The 20,696-nt window shown below is 45.9% G+C and carries 19 protein-coding genes and 2 pseudogenes; 15 read left to right on the top strand and 6 right to left on the bottom strand.

Going from position 1 to position 20,696, the window contains the following annotated elements; all coding sequences use genetic code 11:
- Positions 1-114 precede the first annotated feature (114 nt).
- From QGT73_RS07965 to QGT73_RS07955, 3 genes are all read right to left on the bottom strand, one after another.
- Complete coding sequence (locus QGT73_RS07965; protein WP_280120832.1) at positions 115-1,260, bottom strand: PDDEXK nuclease domain-containing protein; 1,146 nt, start codon at positions 1,258-1,260, stop codon at positions 115-117.
- Between the two features lie 48 nt (positions 1,261-1,308).
- Positions 1,309-2,661 (bottom strand): site-specific integrase, encoded by a 1,353-nt coding sequence (locus QGT73_RS07960; protein ID WP_280120831.1) that lies wholly within the window; start codon positions 2,659-2,661, stop codon positions 1,309-1,311.
- A 574-nt stretch (positions 2,662-3,235) separates the two neighbouring features.
- A complete protein-coding gene (locus QGT73_RS07955) occupies positions 3,236-3,892 on the bottom strand; it encodes a transposase (protein ID WP_280122102.1) in 657 nt (218 codons plus the stop codon).
- Between QGT73_RS07955 and QGT73_RS17505 the strand changes: the two genes are divergently transcribed.
- A complete protein-coding gene (locus tag QGT73_RS17505; protein WP_425278393.1) occupies positions 3,825-4,508 on the top strand; it encodes a transposase in 684 nt (227 codons plus the stop codon). The two genes, QGT73_RS07955 and QGT73_RS17505, sit on opposite strands and share 68 nt — an antisense overlap.
- Here QGT73_RS17505 and QGT73_RS07950 read toward each other — a convergent pair.
- Positions 4,447-4,818 carry an ISAon1 family transposase N-terminal region protein gene (locus tag QGT73_RS07950; protein WP_280122101.1) on the bottom strand — a complete coding sequence of 124 codons (372 nt, stop codon included), beginning with the start codon at positions 4,816-4,818 and terminating at the stop codon, positions 4,447-4,449. The genes QGT73_RS17505 and QGT73_RS07950 overlap by 62 nt on opposite strands.
- A 184-nt stretch (positions 4,819-5,002) precedes the next feature.
- Positions 5,003-6,460 carry a glycoside hydrolase family 125 protein gene (locus QGT73_RS07945; protein WP_425278392.1) on the bottom strand — a complete coding sequence of 486 codons (1,458 nt, stop codon included), beginning with the start codon at positions 6,458-6,460 and terminating at the stop codon, positions 5,003-5,005.
- A gap of 174 nt (positions 6,461-6,634) precedes the next feature.
- Between QGT73_RS07945 and galA the strand changes: the two genes are divergently transcribed.
- The 14 genes and pseudogenes from galA to QGT73_RS07875 all read left to right on the top strand — a co-directional run bounded on the left by galA (position 6,635) and on the right by QGT73_RS07875 (position 20,476).
- A complete protein-coding gene (galA, locus tag QGT73_RS07940; RefSeq protein ID WP_280122100.1) occupies positions 6,635-9,073 on the top strand; it encodes a beta-galactosidase GalA in 2,439 nt (812 codons plus the stop codon).
- Positions 9,074-9,187: 114 nt separating this feature from the next.
- A pseudogene (locus tag QGT73_RS07935) lies at positions 9,188-9,469 on the top strand (transposase); the annotation flags it as partial.
- A gap of 364 nt (positions 9,470-9,833) precedes the next feature.
- Complete coding sequence (locus QGT73_RS07930; protein ID WP_280122099.1) at positions 9,834-11,117, top strand: site-specific integrase; 1,284 nt, start codon at positions 9,834-9,836, stop codon at positions 11,115-11,117.
- Positions 11,118-11,182: 65 nt separating this feature from the next.
- Entirely contained in the window at positions 11,183-12,472 is a 1,290-nt protein-coding gene (locus QGT73_RS07925) for a PDDEXK nuclease domain-containing protein (protein WP_280122098.1), read from the top strand.
- 11 nt (positions 12,473-12,483) lie between these two features.
- Positions 12,484-13,509 (top strand): hypothetical protein, encoded by a 1,026-nt coding sequence (locus tag QGT73_RS07920; protein WP_280122097.1) that lies wholly within the window; start codon positions 12,484-12,486, stop codon positions 13,507-13,509.
- Positions 13,510-13,732: 223 nt separating this feature from the next.
- Positions 13,733-14,041: a DUF3853 family protein gene (locus QGT73_RS07915; RefSeq protein ID WP_280122096.1), complete on the top strand. Its 309-nt coding sequence runs from the start codon at positions 13,733-13,735 to the stop codon at positions 14,039-14,041.
- A gap of 14 nt (positions 14,042-14,055) precedes the next feature.
- Entirely contained in the window at positions 14,056-15,132 is a 1,077-nt protein-coding gene (locus QGT73_RS07910) for an AAA family ATPase (protein ID WP_280122095.1), read from the top strand.
- A 212-nt stretch (positions 15,133-15,344) separates the two neighbouring features.
- Positions 15,345-16,301 (top strand): toprim domain-containing protein, encoded by a 957-nt coding sequence (locus tag QGT73_RS07905; protein WP_280122094.1) that lies wholly within the window; start codon positions 15,345-15,347, stop codon positions 16,299-16,301.
- Between the two features lie 206 nt (positions 16,302-16,507).
- Positions 16,508-17,911 carry a coiled-coil domain-containing protein gene (locus tag QGT73_RS07900; RefSeq protein ID WP_068960002.1) on the top strand — a complete coding sequence of 468 codons (1,404 nt, stop codon included), beginning with the start codon at positions 16,508-16,510 and terminating at the stop codon, positions 17,909-17,911.
- A gap of 302 nt (positions 17,912-18,213) precedes the next feature.
- Positions 18,214-18,483, top strand: coding sequence for a zinc ribbon domain-containing protein (locus tag QGT73_RS07895; protein WP_008664964.1), 270 nt, complete (start codon positions 18,214-18,216; stop codon positions 18,481-18,483).
- A 7-nt stretch (positions 18,484-18,490) separates the two neighbouring features.
- Complete coding sequence (locus QGT73_RS07890) at positions 18,491-18,781, top strand: YciI family protein (protein WP_068960003.1); 291 nt, start codon at positions 18,491-18,493, stop codon at positions 18,779-18,781.
- A complete protein-coding gene (locus QGT73_RS07885; RefSeq protein ID WP_008774220.1) occupies positions 18,778-19,329 on the top strand; it encodes a GNAT family N-acetyltransferase in 552 nt (183 codons plus the stop codon). The genes QGT73_RS07890 and QGT73_RS07885 overlap by 4 nt, the downstream gene beginning before the upstream one ends.
- The gene (gene dmpI, locus QGT73_RS07880; protein WP_068960004.1) at positions 19,296-19,496 is read left to right on the top strand and encodes a 4-oxalocrotonate tautomerase DmpI; all 201 of its coding nucleotides are present in this window, start codon (positions 19,296-19,298) and stop codon (positions 19,494-19,496) included. The genes QGT73_RS07885 and dmpI overlap by 34 nt, the downstream gene beginning before the upstream one ends.
- The gene (locus tag QGT73_RS07875) at positions 19,493-20,476 is read left to right on the top strand and encodes a GNAT family N-acetyltransferase (RefSeq protein ID WP_084273927.1); all 984 of its coding nucleotides are present in this window, start codon (positions 19,493-19,495) and stop codon (positions 20,474-20,476) included. The genes dmpI and QGT73_RS07875 overlap by 4 nt, the downstream gene beginning before the upstream one ends.
- A gap of 102 nt (positions 20,477-20,578) precedes the next feature.
- On the opposite strand, the pseudogene QGT73_RS07870 reads toward QGT73_RS07875, so the two are convergent.
- A pseudogene (locus QGT73_RS07870) lies at positions 20,579-20,696 on the bottom strand (IS982 family transposase); the annotation flags it as partial.

Below are 20,696 nucleotides of genomic sequence, written 5' to 3'. Positions count from 1 at the left end.
AGGGCATAGAATGGAAATCTGATCTCTCAATTAGGGGCAGACACATACTTATAGTCCCGACTCGTGATGAATCGGGACTATCAAATTCTAAAATGTAGGTTGGAGTTGAAAATATCACTCCTCGTCATTCTCCGATAATTGCTCCAACGTTGATTCTATCTGCTCGATAGAGGGCAGAGAACTCTTTATCTCTTTGGGAATAAGTTTGGACAGCTCATACTGAGATATTCCAAGAGGAAGATTGTATGCCTCCAATGAATACTGAGCCTCGATATTGTCTTTGTCCTTGCAAATCAACAATCCGATGGTTGGATTGTCGTATTCAGTCTTCAGCTGATGATTGACTGCCGTAACATACAGACCCAACTGTCCAAGATGGGATGCCTCGAATGAGCCAGTCTTCAATTCCACGCAGCAATACGCGTGTATGCGGGTGTTGTAAAACAGAAGGTCGATGAAGATTTCTTTTTCGCCTACTTGCAGTCGATACTGTCTTCCCATGTAAGCGAATCCGGTGCCCAACTCCACAAGGAATTTCGTCACGTTGGCGACAAGAGCGTCTTCAAGTTCCCGCTCGTTATAGTCCTCCGTCATCGCCAGAAAGTTGAATACGTATGGGTCTTTGGTGGTTTGCTGGGCAAGATCGCTTTGTGGTGCTGGAAGCGTTTTGCTGAAATTGGTGAGGGCTTTCGCCTGACGCTCGTACAGGTCGGTGCCGAGGAAATTCAGCAACACATCGCGGCCCCAGCTATTCTCTATAACCTTACGGACAAAGAAAAGAGCCTTTTTCGCATCACCTTTACACTTATCAATTATCCTTCGTTGATGGTCCCAGGGGATAGAGCAGACCTCATTGTATAATCTTTCCGCAAGCTGCGGAAGATTTGCTATGTCTGAATCGTCTACACCCTGTAGAAGATTTGTCTGGCTGAAATCTTCCGCACTCTGCGGAAGTTTTACAATTAATTGATTATACAGCTGGTAGAAGCGATACATATACCGTATGTTACCTTCTGAAAAGCCTTTCTCTCCGGACATTTCAGACCTCATATCATGGCTCAATGTCTCATAAAATTTGGAGCCGTATGTGTTGGCATACTGTTTGTCTTCTATGTCGCGCCCCACGCTCCAATAGTATTCCAACAATGTGCGGTTGGCATCTACGGATGCTTTAAGACGGGCGGAAAGGTACCGTTGCTTAAGTTCCTTAACCCAGCTACGGTACTCTTTATTCTGAGAGAGTGTCAAATCCTGTGTCATAATACAAATTTACACATTATTCTTCGATTATCAGTAACTTTCAACTGTTTAATCAAGTAAATCAACAAGTTCCTTCTTCATGTCCTCGTCGATGTCGCGGTAACGGGCGAAGGCTTTACTGCCTTCCTTATGACCGCTGAGGGAGCCGACGAGATTGGGGTCTTTGACTTTCTTGTAGAGATTGCCAATGAAGGTGCGTCGAGCGAGGTGACTGCTTGCGATTTCGTTGAGGGGGCGTTTCTCTTCCGCACCGGTCGTTGGGTTGAGAACAGTCACCATACGGTCCACTCCACATACGGTGAAAAACTTCTTGATAGCCACGTTGTATTTCTGCGAACTGATAAACGGGAACAGTTTACCTTTCAAATCATCGCGCCCCGCGTATTTCTCTACCAGAGCCTTCGCACGTGCATTGAGCGGTACACGGACAACCTGAGGACGCTCTCCTTTGGTCTTTTGCGGCATATATTCTATGGCTCCGTTAATGATGCTTGCCGGAGTCATAGCCATAAGGTCGGACACACGGCAACCGATCAAGCACTGAAAGATGAAGATGTCACGCTGTGCCTCCAGCGATGGATTTGCCGAAAGGTCATAGTCGGCAATCTTGTCGCGCTCTTCAAGGGAGATGTAGTAGGGAGTGCCATACACCTCTGTTGTCGTTCCGTTATATTTGGCAAAGGGATCGTTGGTCGTTAGTTCCTGGTCTCTGCACCAGCGATAGAAAGCTCTCATCAAACCGAAGAGTCCGACGATGGTATTATCGCCCTTGGGGTGTGGCTTCGGCTTTTTGCGCTGAGAGTGCGTATCCGCCGGTACAGCTTCGTAGATTTTCGGATACTTTTTATAGAACTTATGTTCGTTGCGGAGGAACTTCTCGAAGTCATTCACGTCATCAACCGTGAAGTCATCGAGCTTGATTTTATACCGGCGGTTGCCGTTGGCGCGCACATAGAGTTCATATCGCATCAGCGCACGCTTGAGAACGCGCAGATGCTTGATTCTCCATTCAGAGATATTCTTCTTTGTGATGTAGTCCTCGAAGATGTCAAAGAAGGTCACTTCGGGCGCAACTGGCGCGTCCTCCACAGGGGGATTAAGGAACAAGTCCAGCTGCGTGAGAAGAAAGTCCTTCGTCACTTTATTGAGAGGCGTGTCCTCACAGATACGAATAAGGAACTTCTCGATTTCGTCAAGACGGTCTTGAATATCGCGGACTTCCTTCTTCAATTCCGGATCACGAGGATTAGAGAATTTGTTATCCTTGAACAGCTCTTTCTTGATGAAGAGACCGCTCTTGATACGGTGTGATACACTATGGGAAACGGACACTCGGAGCATGATTTCAGCCCTGCCCGAAGGATTTGTCTTCGCCGATAAAGCGCGTTTAATTGTCGCCATTGGAGAGTTTCGTTTAAATTCAACTTTGTTTACTTCACTGATATTTAGGCTCTAAAGCCACTACAAAGATACAACAATTTTTGTCAGCAAATTGTCAGCGAAGGTTGAATTTTAACAAATCGAGTTCGAGTCTGATTGAAATTTGAACCGATTTAATTCAATTCATTGTGATTGAAATACAGCATTTTACGCAAATATCGACATTCACTCAAAAATAAGCACTATTCAATACAGTTCATAGTTAATGCTCCTGTTCTGGGCACCCCAAAAGCGATTTAACAAAGTGATAATCACTAAGTTAAGTCGCTTCTTTTATTTTCTACAGGCAAATTACAGGCAAAATTCAAATATTCCGCGCAACTTTCCTTGCAATTTGCATAAGCAAATAACAAATATAACGTAATTAAATTTATGACACCTATCGATAACGATGAATTAACGTGCCTTATCAAAGCCATTGGAATGAAGGCATATGTTGAGATACTCTTTCCTGCTTTAATCAAAGATAAGAATATCGGGTCAAGCCGAAATGGCGGTGCATATGTTAAATTTGGCAGTTAGAAGTGTTAAATTTTTAGGCGTAGAGTTTGACCAGTCGGAATATGAAGAAGTCTCGGTCCCGAACCCCGCGCATTTGTGAGCGAAATATTTTGACTTTAGAGTTGAATGCCTCGGCGGAGGCATTGGTCGCACGACGGCGGAAGTAGTTCAGGATAGTTGGAGCGTGGTTCTTGAATGTTTTGATTACCGAGCGGAAGTTGTTGTTACCAAGAGCCATTACCTTTTCATACCACCTGTTCATCCGCCCCATGGCTTTTGTCGGTGAGATTTTAGCGTTGAAAATCTTGCGCAGCTCCATCGCAAGAGTATAGGCACTTTTTAGAATCGGATGGTACTTGAACAGGATATTGACGCGATGACGCTGAATGTCTGTCCATTTGTTCTGCGACATCATCAGGGTGTGCTTACTGCGGGCGAGTATCTGCCGCATGGTCTCTCCGTTGGAGTACGTTACCGGCGGTTCGGACTTGTCGCGGTTGTTTTCCTCGGCAATGAGCTGACGGCGTATGTCGATACGGATTTCGTCAACGGCCTCATTATAGACCTGCTGGACATGAAAACGGTCGTTGACAACATGGGCGTTATAGAACACTTCCGCGGCTATGAGCATCATTGATGGCGAAAGATCGCAGGTCACTTCCCTGACCCTGCGTCTGATTGATTTCCCCATAGCACCTATGAGTAAGTCAGTCAGGCGCAAAGTAAAAGAGGTTACCTGCAATCTGTCGCCGTCAATGATGCTGATAGCAGGTGAAGTATTCTATAACGCCCATGTGGTCAATGACCGTTTTCATGTACAACAGGTCTATAATGAGGCCGTTGACGAAATCCGCATCGACATTCGCCGACAGCTCATCGCAGAGGAAAACAACCGCGACAAGTCCGAACCGCCGGTAACGTACTCCAACGGAGAGACCATGCGCCAGATACTGGCCCGCAGCAAACACACTCTGATGATGTCGCAGAACAAATGGACTGAAATACAGTGCCATCGCGTCAACATACTGTTCAAANCCGTGGCCGTCCTTGTTGGTCAGGAACGTCCATACCTCGCCGTTGCTCAGACACGTCTCGTCAAGGCTCATGTAAGGGCCGATATTAGCGGCGTTGAAATAGAACCCACAGCCAAGCTCCTGTTCGCACCAGTCGGCGTAACCGCTTATCTTATTGCGGTACAAGTCGGCAAAATGTTTGCCGTTGACGCAGTACATCTGCGCTATATGCTTAATCGACAGGGCTGTCGTCTCCACCTTCATCTTTTAAAAAAGCCACGAACTCGGCACTGAGTCGTGTCCTTTCCTCGTTGGGAAGCTCGAGGTTGTAGCTGAAGATTTCGTTGGTCTGCTTGTCCCACCACTTGTTCTTGCGCATGTGAAGAAACACAGGCCGTCCTCGCATCGGATAGTCCTGTATCGTAACGTAATCCGTATAGCCTCGCGCTACGATATGCGGATTACGATAGTCTTCATCAGACAGTTTCTTCTTTTCGTCAAGCCATATGTCATAGGACTGTTCCGTGCGCTCGAAGCGCACCATCTCAAATAGTTCGTCCATGCCCTCGGGCAGGCACATCCATATTGCATCTGCGGTTTTCATACCGCAAATTTAACACTTTTCTCAAAATCCATGCACCGCCATTTCGGCTTGACCCGAAATGAGGGTGTTGCAGAACTCCTCTTTCCTTGCCACAACAATCTACGCAAAAATCGTCAATACGCCATAAAATATAATCCAATGATGTGATGTCGTCGGCGACGGCATCACATCATTGGGTATTGGTTTATATCGAATTAAGGAGGTCGATTTTACCTTCGTTGACCAGCTTCAATATGAGTTCGCCGAAAAGTGTGTTCTGCCAGGCAAACCATTCGCGGGTAAAGTGTGACGGGTCGTCGACATCAAATGACTCGTGCATGAAACCGGTGTCGTTGTCAGTGTCGAGAAGCATTTTGAGGCACGTCCTGATCTCGTTATCGTCCTGCGAGGTGAATGCTTTCATCATTATGCTCATAGGCCATGCCATCTGGTAGCCGATATGCGGGCCGCCGATGCCTTCGCCTGCCTTGCCTTTAAAGAAGTAAGGATTGCTGTCGCTCCACACAAGGCGGCGGGTGTTCTGATAGACGGGGTCATTGACATCCACATCTCCCAGATAAGGCATAGCCAGGAGACTCGGAACATTGGCGTCGTCCATCAACAGATGATTGCCGAAACCGTCCACCTCAAAGGCATAAACCGTGCCATACTCGGGATGCTCGTATGTGGCATATCGCTTCAAGGCATCCTCCACTTCATCGGCCAGTGACGAGCATCGGGCGGCAAGGGCGGTATCCCCGTTGACTTCACGGAGTATCTCGGCCGCCTTGCGCAGCGAGGTCACGGCAAAGAAATTGGAGGGCACAAGAAACTGCAGCACAGTGGCGTCATCAGACGGACGAAACGACGATACGATGAGTCCGCATCCCTTGACGGGTGCTCCATATCCGTCGTTGCTGAGAGTATCGAAGGGACGTTCGGTCCTACGCTGAAACTTGTAAGGCCCGTTGCCATCCTTGCGCTGCTGGGCGAGAAAGGTGTCAAGAATACGGACGATGGCCTGAAGCCACACGTCGTCAAAGATGCTGTCGTCGCCTGTCATCTTCCAGTATTCATAAGCAAGACGTATGGGATAACACAGCGAGTCGATTTCCCATTTACGCTCATGCACTTCGGGTATCATGTCGGTATAATCAGACTGCCATTCCCCACCGACCGGTCCGTCATTAAACGCATTGGCATACGGGTCAAGGAGTATGCATTTGAACTGACGGCGTATCACCCCCTCGACCATAGCCCGCAATTCGGCATCGTTCTCAGCAAGCCGTACATAGGGCCATACCTGTGCTCCGGAGTCGCGGAGCCACATGGCGTGTATGTCGCCCGTATATACAAACGTGTCGGGCTTGCCATCATCACCGATGCGGTGGTGGACGGTGGTGTCGATGGTGTTGGGAAAACAGTTTTCAAACATCCATGCGAGTTTAGGGTTCTTCAGCATGCCCTTGACACGTTTTATCTCCCTCTCCACGGCTTTGCTGGCGAAAAGACGATCGTTTTGCGCGGGCCGTAGCGTGGCTGAGTATCTGTCGGTGCGGACATTGGCCGTATTGTCGGCCACGCACACAGCAGCCGGCATAGCATCGGCTGCGGCGACTCCGAACATCAGCGCGGGAATAGCCAATAATATCTTAGCTGTCATATGGTCTCTATAATGGTATTAAGGTAATACCGCGAATATACGAAGAATAATCGACATATCACGATTTTGCTTCAAAATATACATGATTATTTTTGACCATTTTTACAACTAATTTTCTTGCAACAAAAGGAATGAAATGGTGAATTTGCATTCAATTCTTCAAGCCTAAATTATATGAGATATAAATTATTCGCATTGCTATTTGCTACAGCTTTTTCAGGCCTTTACGCTCAGACCCGCGAGCATATACTGTTTGACGACAATTGGGAATTTGCCTTTGGCAACGCCTCTAATCCCGCTAAGGATTTCGGATGTGGCACAGAATACTTCAACTATCTGACAAAAGCTGCTTCACAACACAACGAAGGCCCCTACAGTCTTGCTTTCGACAAGTCGAAATGGGACGCGGAATGGAAGTCCGTAACCCTGCCGCATGACTGGGTGGTGGATCTGCCTTTTGCAAACGAAGCAAGCCACAGCCACGGATACAAGACTGTGGGTTATAAGTATCCCGAGACGAGTGTCGGATGGTATCGCAAGACTTTTAAAATGTCGCCCGAGGACAAGGGGCGGCATATATCGCTGCAGTTTGACGGAATTTTCCGCGATGCCCGCATCTGGGTCAACGGCTTCTATCTCGGCAACGAGCCGAGCGGATATATCCCTCAGGTCTATGACATTTCGGAATATCTGAATTATGACGGCGACAATGTGGTGGCAGTCAGAGCCGACGCCACTCTCGAGGAGGGCTGGTTTTATGAAGGAGCAGGCATATATCGCCATGTGTGGCTTGACAAGACCGACCCGGTGCATGTGGCTCCTTTCGGGACATTTGTCTCCTCCACTCTGACGCCCGACATGTCGGAGGCCCGTATTGACATCGAGTGTAAGGTCGACAACAAAGGGGTGACTCCGGCCTCCTACAGCCTGCTTCACAAGATGGTGTCTCCCTCGGGTGAGACTGTGGCCGAGGTCGCTTTGCCCGAAGGCGCGTTGCTGCCTAAAGAGGGCCGGGTCGCGTCAGGCAGTGTGACCGTAACCAATCCGGAACTTTGGGATACTGAAAATCCCCGTCTTTATAAAGTCAACACCTCAGTCTTTGTCAACGGCAAGACGGTGGATGAATACTCGACTACGGTCGGTCTGCGGGATGTGAAATTTGATGCCGACAGCGGATTTGTGCTCAACGGACGCAGGGTGAAGCTCAAAGGTGTCAACATGCACCAGGACCATCCCGGAGTCGGAGCGGCCATACCTGACGCTCTGCAGGCTTTCAGACTTCGCGAGCTTAAGAAGATGGGTGTAAATGCCTATCGGGCAAGTCACAATCCTATGACTCCCGAAATGCTCGATGCATGTGACAGCCTCGGGATACTCGTCATCGAAGAAAACCGTCTGATGGGGGTCAATGACGAACATATACGTCAACTGCGCACGATGATCGAGCGCGACCGCAACCATCCGTCGATAATCCTCTGGAGTGTCGGCAACGAAGAGTGGGGCATCGAATGGAATGAGAAGGGCAACCTCATCGCGGAAGCCATGCGTGAATACTGCCACCGCATCGACCCCACGAGAATGATGAGTGCGGCTACGAGCGGCGGCCCTAACGTCGTTGTCCCCGTCGATGTGGCCGGCTACAACTACATCATGCAGAATCCGGTGGAAGAGCACCGCCTGAATTATCCTGACCGCAAGGCCGTCGGGAGCGAGGAGACTTCGGGCTGCGGAACCCGCGGAATATATTATCCCGCTCATGACCGCGGACACATGGTGGCCCTCAACCGAGGCAAAGACCATCGTGACAGCACATACAACGTCATTGAGCGCGGATGGAAATTCTATGACGAGCGTCCCTGGCTCGGAGGAGTGTTCTACTGGACCGGCTTTGACTACCGCGGAGAGCCTAATCCTATGAAATTTCCCGCGACAGGCTCGCAGTTCGGCATTCTCGACTACTGCGGTTTCCCGAAAGACGAGGTTTATTATCTGAAATCATGGTGGACCGACGAGCCTACACTGCACATATTCCCTCACTGGAATCTTGCCGGTCATGAAGGGGAGGATGTCAGCGTATGGGCCTACAGCAACGCCGATGAAGTAGAACTGTTTGTCAACGGGAAAAGTGTCGGACGAAAAGTCATGCCTAAAAACGGACATCTTGAATGGCAGACGGTGTATCGTCCGGGCAAACTGAAGGCGGTCGGATATAAAAACGGCCGGAAAATTCTCACAAAGGTAGTGGAGACAACCGGCAAGGCTGAGAAACTGCAACTTGAATGTGACCGCAATGCGATAGCTTCCGACAATCGCGACGTGGCAGTCGTCACTGTGAGACTGGTCGACAGAAAGGGCCGGTTTGTGCCCGATGCCAATGTCGGTCTTTCTATTTCGGTGGACGGACCGGCGAGAATACTTGGCGTAGGCAACGGTGATCCGGCCTATCAGGCTTCAGAGCGTCCGTCGGAGCGCGGAGCCCGCTCGTATGAGGTCAGCACATTCAATTGCCTTGCCCAGATATTGCTGCAATCCGACGGCGGCAAAGGTCCTGTGACTCTCACCGTTTCCGGCGACGGACTCATGCCGTCAGATATTTCAGTGAAATGTGAATGACTCTTCTCAATGTATTTCATGTATAAAAAGTAAGCCAAAAAGGCAAAACCATCTCAAACTACCTGTTAATAAGCACAATATTCTTATCGGCGAGGAAGCCACGCAGCCGGGTGTCGTCAGACGGTATGTTGTGCATACAGGCTGTTTCTAAAGCTTGTGGACATATTTAACGAGAAGATTTCTGCAGAAGTTGCCAGACTGAATCTCGCCAGATGGTACAACGAAGTGGAGGCCTTCGGGAATAATGAATTCAACAAGGTCCTGGAGACCTTCGAGAACCACAACACCACAATAATCAACTATTTCAATGCCAAAATCAAGGCGTTCAGAACACAGTTCCGGGGTGTCGGCGACATCAAATTCTTCATGTTCAGACTGGCCACACTATATTCTTGACATCCCCTTGTACCCACCGGAAAAATCCGCCGACCCGAAAAATCCGCTGCCCCCTAATAGAGCCGGGAGCCGGGCGGGGCTTCCGGCTTTATATTGGCCCCGGATAAAAGAAAAGTACCCTCAAAAGTCCGTTTTTGGGTACTTTTTCGGATACTTATTCGCTAAAACATTGATTTTCAATGTTAAAAGCGGAGAGAGAGAGAGGCTCCCGAACCTACGCTTTCAGAAAATATCATAAAATTGCAAATCACTGATAATCATATACTATCTACAATGCAGAGTAAATCTAAATCTTTCTAAATGCCTTTTGCTATTTCAATTTTTGGGTGTATATTTGGGTGTAGAATTTCAAACGCACCCAATTATGAATATCAAACGTAACATCATTTTTGCATTGGAGAGCCGGAAGAAAAACGGTGTGCCAATCGTGGAGAACGTGCCTATCCGTATGCGTGTCATATACGCAAGCCAACGCATCGAGTTTACAACAGGCTACCGGATTGACGTAGCCAAATGGGATGCCGACAAACAACGGGTAAAGAACGGATGCACCAACAAGCTGAAACAAAGCGCATCCGAAATCAACGCGGACTTGCTGAAATACTATGCCGATATGCAAAACGTGTTCAAGGAGTTTGAGGTACAGGAAATCATGCCCACCACCCAACAGCTAAAGGATGCGTTCAATCTGCGGATGAAAGACAGCAGTGAAGAACAGCAGGAAGAAGCGCAGATAAGTTTTTGGGAAGTGTTTGATGAGTTTGTAAAAGAGTGTGGCAACCAGAATAATTGGACGGCATCCACATACGAGAAATTTGCAGCGGTAAGAAATCACCTCAAAGAGTTCAAGGAAGATGTAACCTTTGAATACTTCAACGAGTTCGGGCTGAACGAGTATGTCAATTTCCTGCGTGACAAAAAGGACATGAGAAACAGCACCATCAGTAAACAAATGGGGTTTCTCAAATGGTTCCTGCGCTGGAGCTTCAAAAAAGGGTATCATCAGAACATTGCATACGACGCATTCAAACCCAAATTGAAAACAACTCCTAAAAAGGTAATATTCCTGACATGGGATGAACTGAACAAGCTGAAAGATTATCAGATACCGCATGACAAACAGTATTTGGAACGTGTCAGGGATGTCTTTCTGTTCTGTTGCTTCACGAGCTTACGATATTCGGATGTCCGTAACCTTAAAAGAAGTGATATTAAGCCCGACCACATTGAAGTCACCACAGTCAAGACTGCGGACAGCCTGATAATCGAACTGAACGACCACAGCAAAGCCATTCTTGAAAAATACAAGGATGTTCATTTCGAGAACCACATGGCATTGCCCGTCATCAGCAATCAGAAGATGAACGATTATCTGAAAGAACTGGGTGAACTGGCGGAAATCAACGAGCCTGTACGGGAAACCTATTACAAGGGAAATGAGCGCATAGATGAAGTCACCCCCAAATACGCATTGTTAAGTACCCATGCCGGAAGAAAGACTTTCATCTGTAATGCGTTGGCACTCGGAATTCCGGCACCGGTGGTCATGAAATGGACGGGACACAGCGATTACAAAGCCATGAAACCCTATATTGACATAGCGGATGACATCAGAGCAAACGCCATGAACAAGTTTAATCAACTATAAAAGTATCAATTAGTTTCATGAATTACCACCATTGAAGTATATTTGTATTCTGAAAATATCATAAGATGAGCAACAACGGACATAACATAGAAAAGACGACCTTTGACGCATTTATAAATGCTGTCGGTTCGGAAATACAACAGGCGCAAGTCCGGCTGATTACCGCAGCCAATGCGCAAATGTTGTTCCATTATTGGAAAATGGGCAACTATATCCTCTATTATCAAAACTTATATGGATGGGGAAGTAAAATCATCAAGCAACTGGCAAAGGCTATCCGATTCAATTATCCCGAAAAGAAAGGTTATTCGGAACGCAACCTTACCTATATGTGTCAGTTTGCAAGAACATATCCATTGAGAGCATTGCAGAATTTCATTGATACGGATGCAAAGCTGATAGCTCCAAGCGTGAAGAAAATTGAAGATGAAGTACACTACTTAAATGATTCGCAATTTACGCAAGAGCCTCTTGCGCAAATTCAATCCGTTGATAACAAAGAAATTATAATCACGCAAGAACCTCTTGCACAAATTCATAATGTTGCCAAAACCGTATCCGACATTTACCGTATGGAAATTAAGGATATAGAAAACATATTTATGGCATCACCTGTTGCAAGAACCAATTGGGCGAGCCATGTGATTATGCTTAACAGTTCGCTTCCATTGGGTGTAAGCTATTGGTACATGAAACAGTCCGTGGAAATGGGCTGGAGCAGCAATGTTCTTAAAATACAAATTGAAACCAATCTGTATAGCAGACAAATCAGCAACAACAAGGTTAATAATTTCACTGCCACGCTTCCTGCACCGCAAAGCGACCTTGCCAATTACCTTCTAAAAGACCCATACATCTTTGACTTGGCTGGAACTAAGGAAAAGGCGGACGAAAGGGACATAGAAGAACAACTGGTTAAGCACGTCACACGTTACTTGCTGGAAATGGGAAATGGCTTTGCTTTCGTTGCCCGACAGAAGCATTTTCAAATTGGTAACAGCGATTTCTATGCAGACTTGATTCTGTATTCCATTCCCTTACACGCATACATTGTAGTAGAATTAAAGGCTACCCCATTCAAACCGGAGTATGCGGGACAACTGAACTTCTACATCAATGTGGTGGATGACAAACTGAGGGGAGAGAATGACAACAAGACTATCGGGTTGTTGCTGTGCAAGGGAAAAGACGAAGTTGTAGCACAATACGCATTGACAGGCTATGACCAGCCGATAGGCATCAGCGATTACCAGTTGAGCAAGGCTATACCTGAAAACTTAAAATCGGCTCTGCCAAGTATAGAAGAAGTAGAAGAAGAACTGGCTTCCTTTCTTGATAAAGACAAAAATCCATAAACCCAAGATATATGGCAGGAGAAATACTGATTATGATTCCCCAATATGGCGAACTCAACCGGATATACAGCGACTTTATAATCAGCCATGCTTTCTCTTTTGAAAGGCAGAAATTCATCACGGACTTCTACAAGCAATACAATGACACAAAATCTTTTGAAGCCGCCATCCTTGAACTGGTGCTTGACAAACCGAAAGAACAATATACTCTGGTCCTCAACAGCCTGAGAAGCGAGATAGAGAAAAACATATTGATTTACGAAAAACATCCATTGTTTGATGATGAGATAATTTCTCGTGTGTGTTACAACTTCGCTGGCAGATATGACACTGATATAAAGGCACAATTGGAGGTTACACAAAAATTAAGCAAGCCTTTGAATGAAGCGTATAACAGGTATGATTCCATTGGCTACAGGGAACATACGGCAGCAGAAGAAAAGCAAGCCGAGAAGGAGTATGAACGCTGCAAGGCTGAATATGAGAAGGAAAAAGAAGAACTGGACAGGCTTTATGAATTGGAACGGCAGGCAAGGAAGGAAGCTTTCCAATATATTGAAAACTGTTGCGGAGATATTTATAAACTGAGTTTCCATTTTATGGAAATACTGGCAAAATATATTCCCGTTGCAAAAGACAAGCCGGATGAACCGAGCAAGCAAGAGAAACAGCAGGATGCGCCAAAGGAGCAATCCGAATTTTTCGATGCAGAATTACTTTCGCTTATTCATAAAGTCTGTGTGGGGGAACAGTTTGAAGATATTGCAACGCAGGACTTCTATGCCAACATGAACCTGTACCCCGGTGAAAAGGAACTAAAAATAAAGGCAAGGGAAAAGGTACGGGTGTGTTACCTGATATTCCTGATGAGTGAAAGACTGCCCAAAAAGGACAGGGACAAATGGAAGAATACAATCCTGAAACAGCTGGATATTGACGAGAACTACTACAAGTCAAAGTACAAAGAGCCGGTTTCCGATTTTCCAAGTGACAGTAACCAGAAGTTCGCCAAAGAAATGGACGCAATATTCCGATAATCCGTGATATGCCCTGATATTTTACGAAATTACCACTTTTACCACTCAAATTAATTTTTGAGTGGTATTTTTATTGTCTGATATTCAGAGAAATAATAAAATATTCTATTTACGCCAACCACATCCTTACCACTCACTCCCCTACCTAATTTTGCATCGTTCGAGAACAGAGATAACAGCCAGTGCGCAGGGCTGATTGTTTAACGGCTAAATAGATTGAACGATGACAAATCTTCAAGAGTTATTATTAAAACCCGTCTGGCAGATGACAGGCGAAGAGTTCATATTCCTGAGCAAACACGCTTCCGGTCAAACGGAAGTGCAACCACGACCCGTTACGGACACAGAAAGAAAGTATGTGTACGGAATACTGGGCATAGCCAAACTGTTCGGGTGCAGCCTGCCAACCGCCAACCGCATCAAGAAAAGCGGAAAGATTGACAAAGCCATCACCCAGATAGGACGCAAGATTATCGTGGATGTGGAGCTTGCCCTTGAACTGGCAGGAAAGAAAACCGGAAGACGGAAATAATGGGAGGAATAGCTATGGACTATATGAAAGAATTTAAGGACATATCGGCAGAAGAAGCCGTAATCCTTTGGCAAGCCTCACGTTTGAGCCTGTCGAAAAGTTATGAGAAAGCACCTGAAATCCTCAAAGTGCATGGTTCTGTCATTGGGACATTGGGCAATTTCAGCGCATCCATCGGCAAAGCAAAAAGTAAAAAGACATTCAATGTGTCGGCTATCGTAGCCGCAGCATTGAAAAACGGTACAGTGTTGCGGTATGTGGCGGAACTCCCCGAAGAGAAACGGAAAGTGCTTTATGTAGATACGGAACAAAGCCCTTACCATTGTCTGAAAGTCATGAAACGCATTTTGCGGATGGCCGGTTTGCCTGATGACAGGGACAGTGAGAACCTTGAATTTCTCGCCTTGAGGAAATACACGCCCGAGCAGCGCATAAAGATTGTCGAACAGGCTATCTGTAATACGCCCGACATTGGTCTTGTCATCATAGACGGCATCCGTGACATGGTATATGACATCAACAGCCCCGGTGAATCGACACGCATAATTTCCAAACTGATGCAATGGACGGATGAAAGGCAGATACACATCCATACGATACTGCACCAAAACAAAGGGGATGAGAATGCAAGAGGGCATATCGGCACGGAGTTGAACAATAAAGCGGAAACCGTCCTGCTGGTGGAAAAGGACAAGGGCAACGGTGATATAAGCAGTGTTTCAGCCATGCACATACGTGCAATGGATCTTGAACCGTTTGCCTTTCGCATCAATGAAAATGCCTTGCCCGAACTTATAGAGGGCTACAAACCCGAAGTCAAAAAACCGGGAAGACCGGAAGAAGAGAAGTTCGACCCTTACAGGCATATCACCGAACAACAGCACCGCATCGCATTGGAAGCCGTTTTCGGGCTGAAAGAGAGATACGGTTACAAGGAGCTGGAAGATGCTTTAATCAAGGGCTATACGTCAGTAGGTGTAAAGATGAACCATCAAAAGGCGGTACCGCTCATCACCATGCTTCGCAACAAACGGATGATAGTGCAGGAGAACGGCAGAAAATACACATTCATGCCCGACTTCCACTATTAGCCACACCTTGCAATCGCTTCACTTTATTCCGAGGGTCTATATATTAAGGATAAAGCGAAGTGGTTGCGGAATGTAACAAAACCGCTTCACTTTATTGCCGTACTCTATATATACGACAATTTAGTGAAGTGGTTATACAAACCGTACTTCTTAAAATGGTACGGGCGAAAAGAAAAACAAACCAATTCACCAACTACTCAAACAATCATTTTATGGATATACAGACAGCGAAACAAATCAAGATAGCGGATTATCTGCACAGCTTGGGATATTCTCCCGTCAGACGGCAGGGTATCAACCTGTGGTATAAATCACCGCTAAGGGAAGAAACCGAAGCCTCGTTCAAGGTAAATACCGAGCGTAACCAATGGTATGATTTTGCACTCGGCAAAGGTGGCGGCATCATCGAACTGGCACAGGAGCTTTATTGTTCCACCTGCATTTCCTACATCTTACAGAAAATTGAGGAACAGACACCACACATCCGCCCAGTGTCTTTCTCTTTTGGCAAGCAATCATTTTCCGAGCCAAGTTTCCAGCAACTGGAGATTGTACCGCTCTCTTCTCCTGCCCTGCTCTCCTATTTGCAGGAAAGGGGAATAAATACGGAACTGGCAAAAAGAGAATGCAGAGAAGCTCATTTCACCAACAACGGCAGGCGGTATTTCGCCATTGCCTTTCCTAATGTATCGGGCGGCTATGAGATTCGCAACCGCTATTTCAAGGGCTGTATTGCCCCTAAGGAAATCTCCCACATCAGACAGGCGGGAAAAGCGAGGGAAACGTGTTATGTGTTCGAGGGATTTATGGACTACCTCTCCTTTCTGACATTGAGACAGGAGAGCTGCCCGAATTATCCGGAGTTGGAGGGACAGGACTACATTGTATTGAACTCCGTATCGAATGTGAGCAAGGCTCTCTATCCGTTGGGTAGCTACGAGCGCATACATTGTTTCTTTGACAATGACCGTGCAGGGATGGAAGCACTCCGGCAAATTCGTATGGAATACGGCAGGGATTTATACATCCGTGACGCTTCGCAGACCTACAGCGGATGCAAGGACTTGAACGAATACCTACAAAAACAGGCTGAAAGAAACAGGCAAATCCAGTCCGTAAGAGAGACGCACACCCAGCCACCGAAAAAGAAGAACGGCTTTCGGTTATAGCCCACTATAACTACACGCTCCACTTTCGTAGTTGTGGGCTCTCCCGAGGGGATTAGGGCTTTGCCCTAATAACCCACTCAGGGCGTTCACCCCTGAGAACCCCGAGCAAAGAGTGACCCTCTCTTTGCAATCACCGCTTATGGGTTGCACCCCTAAGAACCCCACTGCGGAAGCGAACAAAGCAATCTAATGTAAACAAAAAAACTATGGCAACAAAATCAAGCATACATATCAAGCCTTGCAACATCGCATCGAGCGAGGCACACAACCGAAGGACTGCCGAGTATATACGAAACATCGGGATGTCCAAAATCTATGTTGTGTCCGAACTTTCTGCCGACAACGAACAATGGATAAACCCGAACTTCGGCACTCCCGAACTGCAAACGCACTACGACAATATCAAACGGATGGTCAAGGAAAAGACCGGACGTGCCATGCAGGAAAAAGAGCGGGAACGCAAAGGAAAAAATGGTAAAATAATCAAGGTGGCAGGATGTTCCCCCATTCGTGAGGGTGTACTGCTCATCAGACCGGAAACCACACTGGCTGATGTGCGTGAATTTGGCGAAGAGTGCCAAAGACGCTGGGGCATCACGCCACTCCAAATATTCCTGCATAAGGACGAAGGACATTGGCTGGGTGAAAAACCTGACGCAGAAGACAAAGAGAGTTTTCAAGTGGGTGAAAAATGGTTTAAGCCGAATTATCATGCCCATATTGTTTTTGACTGGATGAACCACGATACAGGAAAGAGCCGTAAACTCAATGACGAGGATATGGCAAAAATGCAGACTTTGGCATCAGACATTCTAATGATGGAACGTGGGCAATCAAAAAATGTTACTGGTAAGGAGCATTTGGAACGAAATGACTTCATCATTGAGAAGCAGAAAGCCGAACTACAACGTATAGAGGAAACCAAGCGACACAAGGAACAACAAGTAAGCCTTGCCGAGCAGGAACTCAAACAAGTAAAATCGGAAATACGCACCGACAAACTCAAAAGTGTAGCTACCGATGCAGCCACAGCCATAGCAAGCGGTGTCGGTTCTCTTTTCGGAAGCGGAAAATTGAAAGATTTGGAACAAACCAATGAGAATTTACGTCATGAAATTGCCAAGCGTGACAAGGGTATTGATGAATTAAAAGCCAAGATGCAACAAATGCAGGAACAGCACGGCAAGCAGATTCGGAACCTACAAGGAATACATAATCAAGAGCTTGAAACCAAAGACAAGGAAATATCCCGATTGAACACCATTCTTGAAAAAGCGTTCAACTGGTTCCCTTTACTCAAAGAGATGTTGAGAATGGAAAAACTCTGCTATGCCATCGGATTTACCAAAGATATGATAAACAGTCTTTTGACAAAAAAGGAAGCAATCAGATGCAATGGGAAAATCTATTCCGAAGAGCATAGACGAAAGTTTGACATAAAGAACGATATTTTCAAGATTGAGAAAAGTTCGGTTGATAATAATAAATTGGTGCTTACAATAAACAGGCAACCAATAGGCGAATGGTTCAAAGAGCAATGGGAGAAACTTCGGCAAGGTTTACGACAATCAGCGGAAGAGCCAAGAAAAAGTAGAGGATTCAAGTTATAATTCCGCTCTATATAATGCAAAATATCAATAAAATAACTAATTTTGCATTCGGATAGGGGCAACTTTTTCCAAGACATAAGAAAAAGAAGCGTTATGCTCATCAAGTATTTGGAAACGTAGGAAATTTTCAAATTGCATACTCAGATGGCATAGTGGTTCTCACGCATATAGCGTGGGCTGCTATTACTACATCTGTATGCAAGGTTTCCTACGACCTCCGAATAAAGAAGTGGCATTGCAGTCCGCGCTTTTGTATTTTAATAACCTGCCCTGTTGGACTGATGGGCAAAAAGAAAAACGATATGGAACAAAAATTCTGTCAAAGCTGTGGTATGCCGCTAACAAACGAAATCCTCGGTACGAATACCGATGGCACACTCAATGAAGATTATTGCATCTACTGCTACAAAGATGGCAAGTTTGCGCAGGATATGACTATGGAGCAGATGATTGACCACTGCGCCCAATTCACTGATGAGATAAACAAGCAGTCAGGACAGAACTTGACACAGGAACAGGCTAAAGACATGATGCGTCAATTCTTCCCTCACCTTAAACGCTGGAAAAAATAGACTCGTTATGTTTATTGCAATTCTCACATACAAAAAGCCGCTGGACGAAGTTGACCAATTTCTTCAGGCGCACCGTGAATATCTCGCCAACCACTATGCCGACGGAGATTTCATCGCATCAGGCCCGCAGAATCCGCGTGTCGGTGGCGTGATAATGATGAAAGCAGAAAGCCGTGAAGCGGTCGATGCTATCATCGCCGAAGATCCGTTTCACATAAACGGCATTGCCGATTATCAGATTGTGGAGTTTACTCCGACGATGTTTATAACGGAGGAGTTAAAGTCGATGTTACTATGATTGAAACTGAGCGACTTATTCTGCGCCCTTGGCTGAAGGATGATATACTTCCATTTTCTGCAATCAACAGTGACGAGGAGGTTATGGAATATCTGCCCAAATGTCTTTCTTTGGAAGAAACGGTGCAGTTTTATAATCGTATAGTTGCCGAGCATGATAGGTTTGGCTACGGACTTTATGCGGTGGAAACAAAAAGCGATGGCCTCTTTATCGGTTATGTCGGATTCCATCATTTTGATTTTGATGCGGGGTTTTCTCCCGGGGTTGAGATTGGTTGGAGACTTGCTAAAGAATATTGGAATCAAGGTTACGCTACCGAAGCCGCAAAAGCCTGTCTTGATTATGCGCGGATAAATCATTTGTTCAATGAAATTTATTCATTCACGACGGTAGGCAACCATCGCTCGGAACGAGTGATGCAGAAAATCGGAATGAGTCGAGTGTGCTTTTTCACTCATCCCTCATTGCCTGAAGGTCATAAATTGAAGCCTCATGTACTTTATAAATTGGAATTATGCCCTACATATCAGTTGAAAGCGGAGCATTAACCTCCGAACAAAAGAAAGAACTTATCGAGCGATTGACAGCGACTGCCTCCAAGATAACCAATATTCCGGCACAGTTCTTCACGGTCACAATCAAGGAATTGCCGGATGAGAACTTTGGTATAGGCGGCAAGTCAATAGATGAAATCAAACGCAACCACAAGCCATGAGCCTTATCCTCAGACCATATCAGCCCACGGATGCCAACGTAATCGCCACTTGGCTTAAAAGCGAATATCTTATGCGCCAATGGTGCGCTGACCGATATGAGAGGTTTCCTGTCACGCCGGAAAATATGAACTCATATCATCAGCAATACATTGACGGACATAACTCTATTGCTCTGACTATGGTTGACGGTGAAGAGATTGTCGGGTATATTACTCTACGCACTCCGGCAGATGATTTATCCGAACAACGTCTTGGTTTTGTTATTGTTGATGACTCAAAGCGTGGCAAAGGATTGGGAAAAACTCTTGTCAGCATGGCGGTTGATTATGCATTCTGCAAACTCGAAGCCACAAAAGTGTCATTGGGCGTGTTTGAAAACAATCCGGCTGCAATACGTTGTTATAAATCGGTTGGATTCCATCGTGTTGGCAGGCAAGAAACTGAGAGTTACAGATGTCTTGGTGAAACATGGAATTGTATTGAAATGGAATACCAGAATAATATTACAATACGCATAATTAAATCCGACGAAGCAATGCTCTTGACCGAATTCCTTTATGAAGCCATATATCAGCCGGAAGGAACTCAGAAAGTGCCTCGCACTGTATTGCAACAACCCATGATATGGGCGTATGTAAAAGATTTCGGCAAATTGCCGGATGATATATGTCTGGTGGCTGTTGTTGACGGTCTGATTGTCGGGGCGACATGGTCGAGGCTCGGCTGTTCATACGGCAAGGTTGATGACTCAACGCCTGAATTGGCAATCTCCGTTTATCCCGAATACCGAGGCAAAGGCATCGGCACAAGGCTTCTTTCTTCCTTATTGGATGCTATTCATAAAATAGGATATGGAAAAGTCTCATTGTCGGTCGATAAATCCAATTATGCCGTAGGCATGTATCTTAAAGCCGGTTTTGAGATATTGGAAGAAAGAGAAGATGATTATCTAATGGTTAAGCGTTGGAAAAATGAGTGAAATTCGACATATTTCATACGACAGTACCTACCTAAACAAGCAGATGGCACTCGCGGTCTATCTTCCTGATGAATATAAATAACGTGAGTTCGATATAAGCAATCAGAACAAAGTTAGCTGGTTATCTGTCACAAACTCCAAAGAGATAGACGGTTTCTTTGGGAAAAAGCAGTAAGCAGCGATAGCACTCAAGGCATTGGTGATAAAATTAGCGAAAGAC

Origin of the sequence: Duncaniella muricolitica (assembly GCF_910574735.1) — a bacterium.
In the GTDB taxonomy this organism is placed as follows: domain Bacteria; phylum Bacteroidota; class Bacteroidia; order Bacteroidales; family Muribaculaceae; genus Duncaniella; species Duncaniella muricolitica.
Note: the sequence above shows the minus strand (reverse complement) of the source record. Positions and strands in the feature narration are given on the sequence as shown.

Bases quoted from the DNA above. Each gene is read 5' to 3' on its own strand.
- QGT73_RS07950 (WP_280122101.1), bottom strand. From the start codon at position 4,818: ATGAAAACCGCAGATGCAATATGGATGTGCCTGCCCGAGGGCATGGAC.
- QGT73_RS07965 (WP_280120832.1), bottom strand. From the start codon at position 1,260: ATGACACAGGATTTGACACTCTCTCAGAATAAAGAGTACCGTAGCTGG.
- QGT73_RS07885 (WP_008774220.1), top strand. From the start codon at position 18,778: ATGATTGAAACTGAGCGACTTATTCTGCGCCCTTGGCTGAAGGATGAT.
- QGT73_RS07960 (WP_280120831.1), bottom strand. From the start codon at position 2,661: ATGGCGACAATTAAACGCGCTTTATCGGCGAAGACAAATCCTTCGGGC.
- QGT73_RS07915 (WP_280122096.1), top strand. From the start codon at position 13,733: ATGACAAATCTTCAAGAGTTATTATTAAAACCCGTCTGGCAGATGACA.
- QGT73_RS07890 (WP_068960003.1), top strand. From the start codon at position 18,491: ATGTTTATTGCAATTCTCACATACAAAAAGCCGCTGGACGAAGTTGAC.
- QGT73_RS07900 (WP_068960002.1), top strand. From the start codon at position 16,508: ATGGCAACAAAATCAAGCATACATATCAAGCCTTGCAACATCGCATCG.
- QGT73_RS07945 (WP_425278392.1), bottom strand. From the start codon at position 6,460: ATGACAGCTAAGATATTATTGGCTATTCCCGCGCTGATGTTCGGAGTC.
- QGT73_RS07910 (WP_280122095.1), top strand. From the start codon at position 14,056: ATGGACTATATGAAAGAATTTAAGGACATATCGGCAGAAGAAGCCGTA.
- QGT73_RS07895 (WP_008664964.1), top strand. From the start codon at position 18,214: ATGGAACAAAAATTCTGTCAAAGCTGTGGTATGCCGCTAACAAACGAA.
- dmpI (WP_068960004.1), top strand. From the start codon at position 19,296: ATGCCCTACATATCAGTTGAAAGCGGAGCATTAACCTCCGAACAAAAG.
- QGT73_RS07955 (WP_280122102.1), bottom strand. From the start codon at position 3,892: ATGGGGAAATCAATCAGACGCAGGGTCAGGGAAGTGACCTGCGATCTT.
- QGT73_RS07925 (WP_280122098.1), top strand. From the start codon at position 11,183: ATGAGCAACAACGGACATAACATAGAAAAGACGACCTTTGACGCATTT.
- galA (WP_280122100.1), top strand. From the start codon at position 6,635: ATGAGATATAAATTATTCGCATTGCTATTTGCTACAGCTTTTTCAGGC.
- QGT73_RS07930 (WP_280122099.1), top strand. From the start codon at position 9,834: ATGAATATCAAACGTAACATCATTTTTGCATTGGAGAGCCGGAAGAAA.
- QGT73_RS07905 (WP_280122094.1), top strand. From the start codon at position 15,345: ATGGATATACAGACAGCGAAACAAATCAAGATAGCGGATTATCTGCAC.
- QGT73_RS07920 (WP_280122097.1), top strand. From the start codon at position 12,484: ATGGCAGGAGAAATACTGATTATGATTCCCCAATATGGCGAACTCAAC.
- QGT73_RS07875 (WP_084273927.1), top strand. From the start codon at position 19,493: ATGAGCCTTATCCTCAGACCATATCAGCCCACGGATGCCAACGTAATC.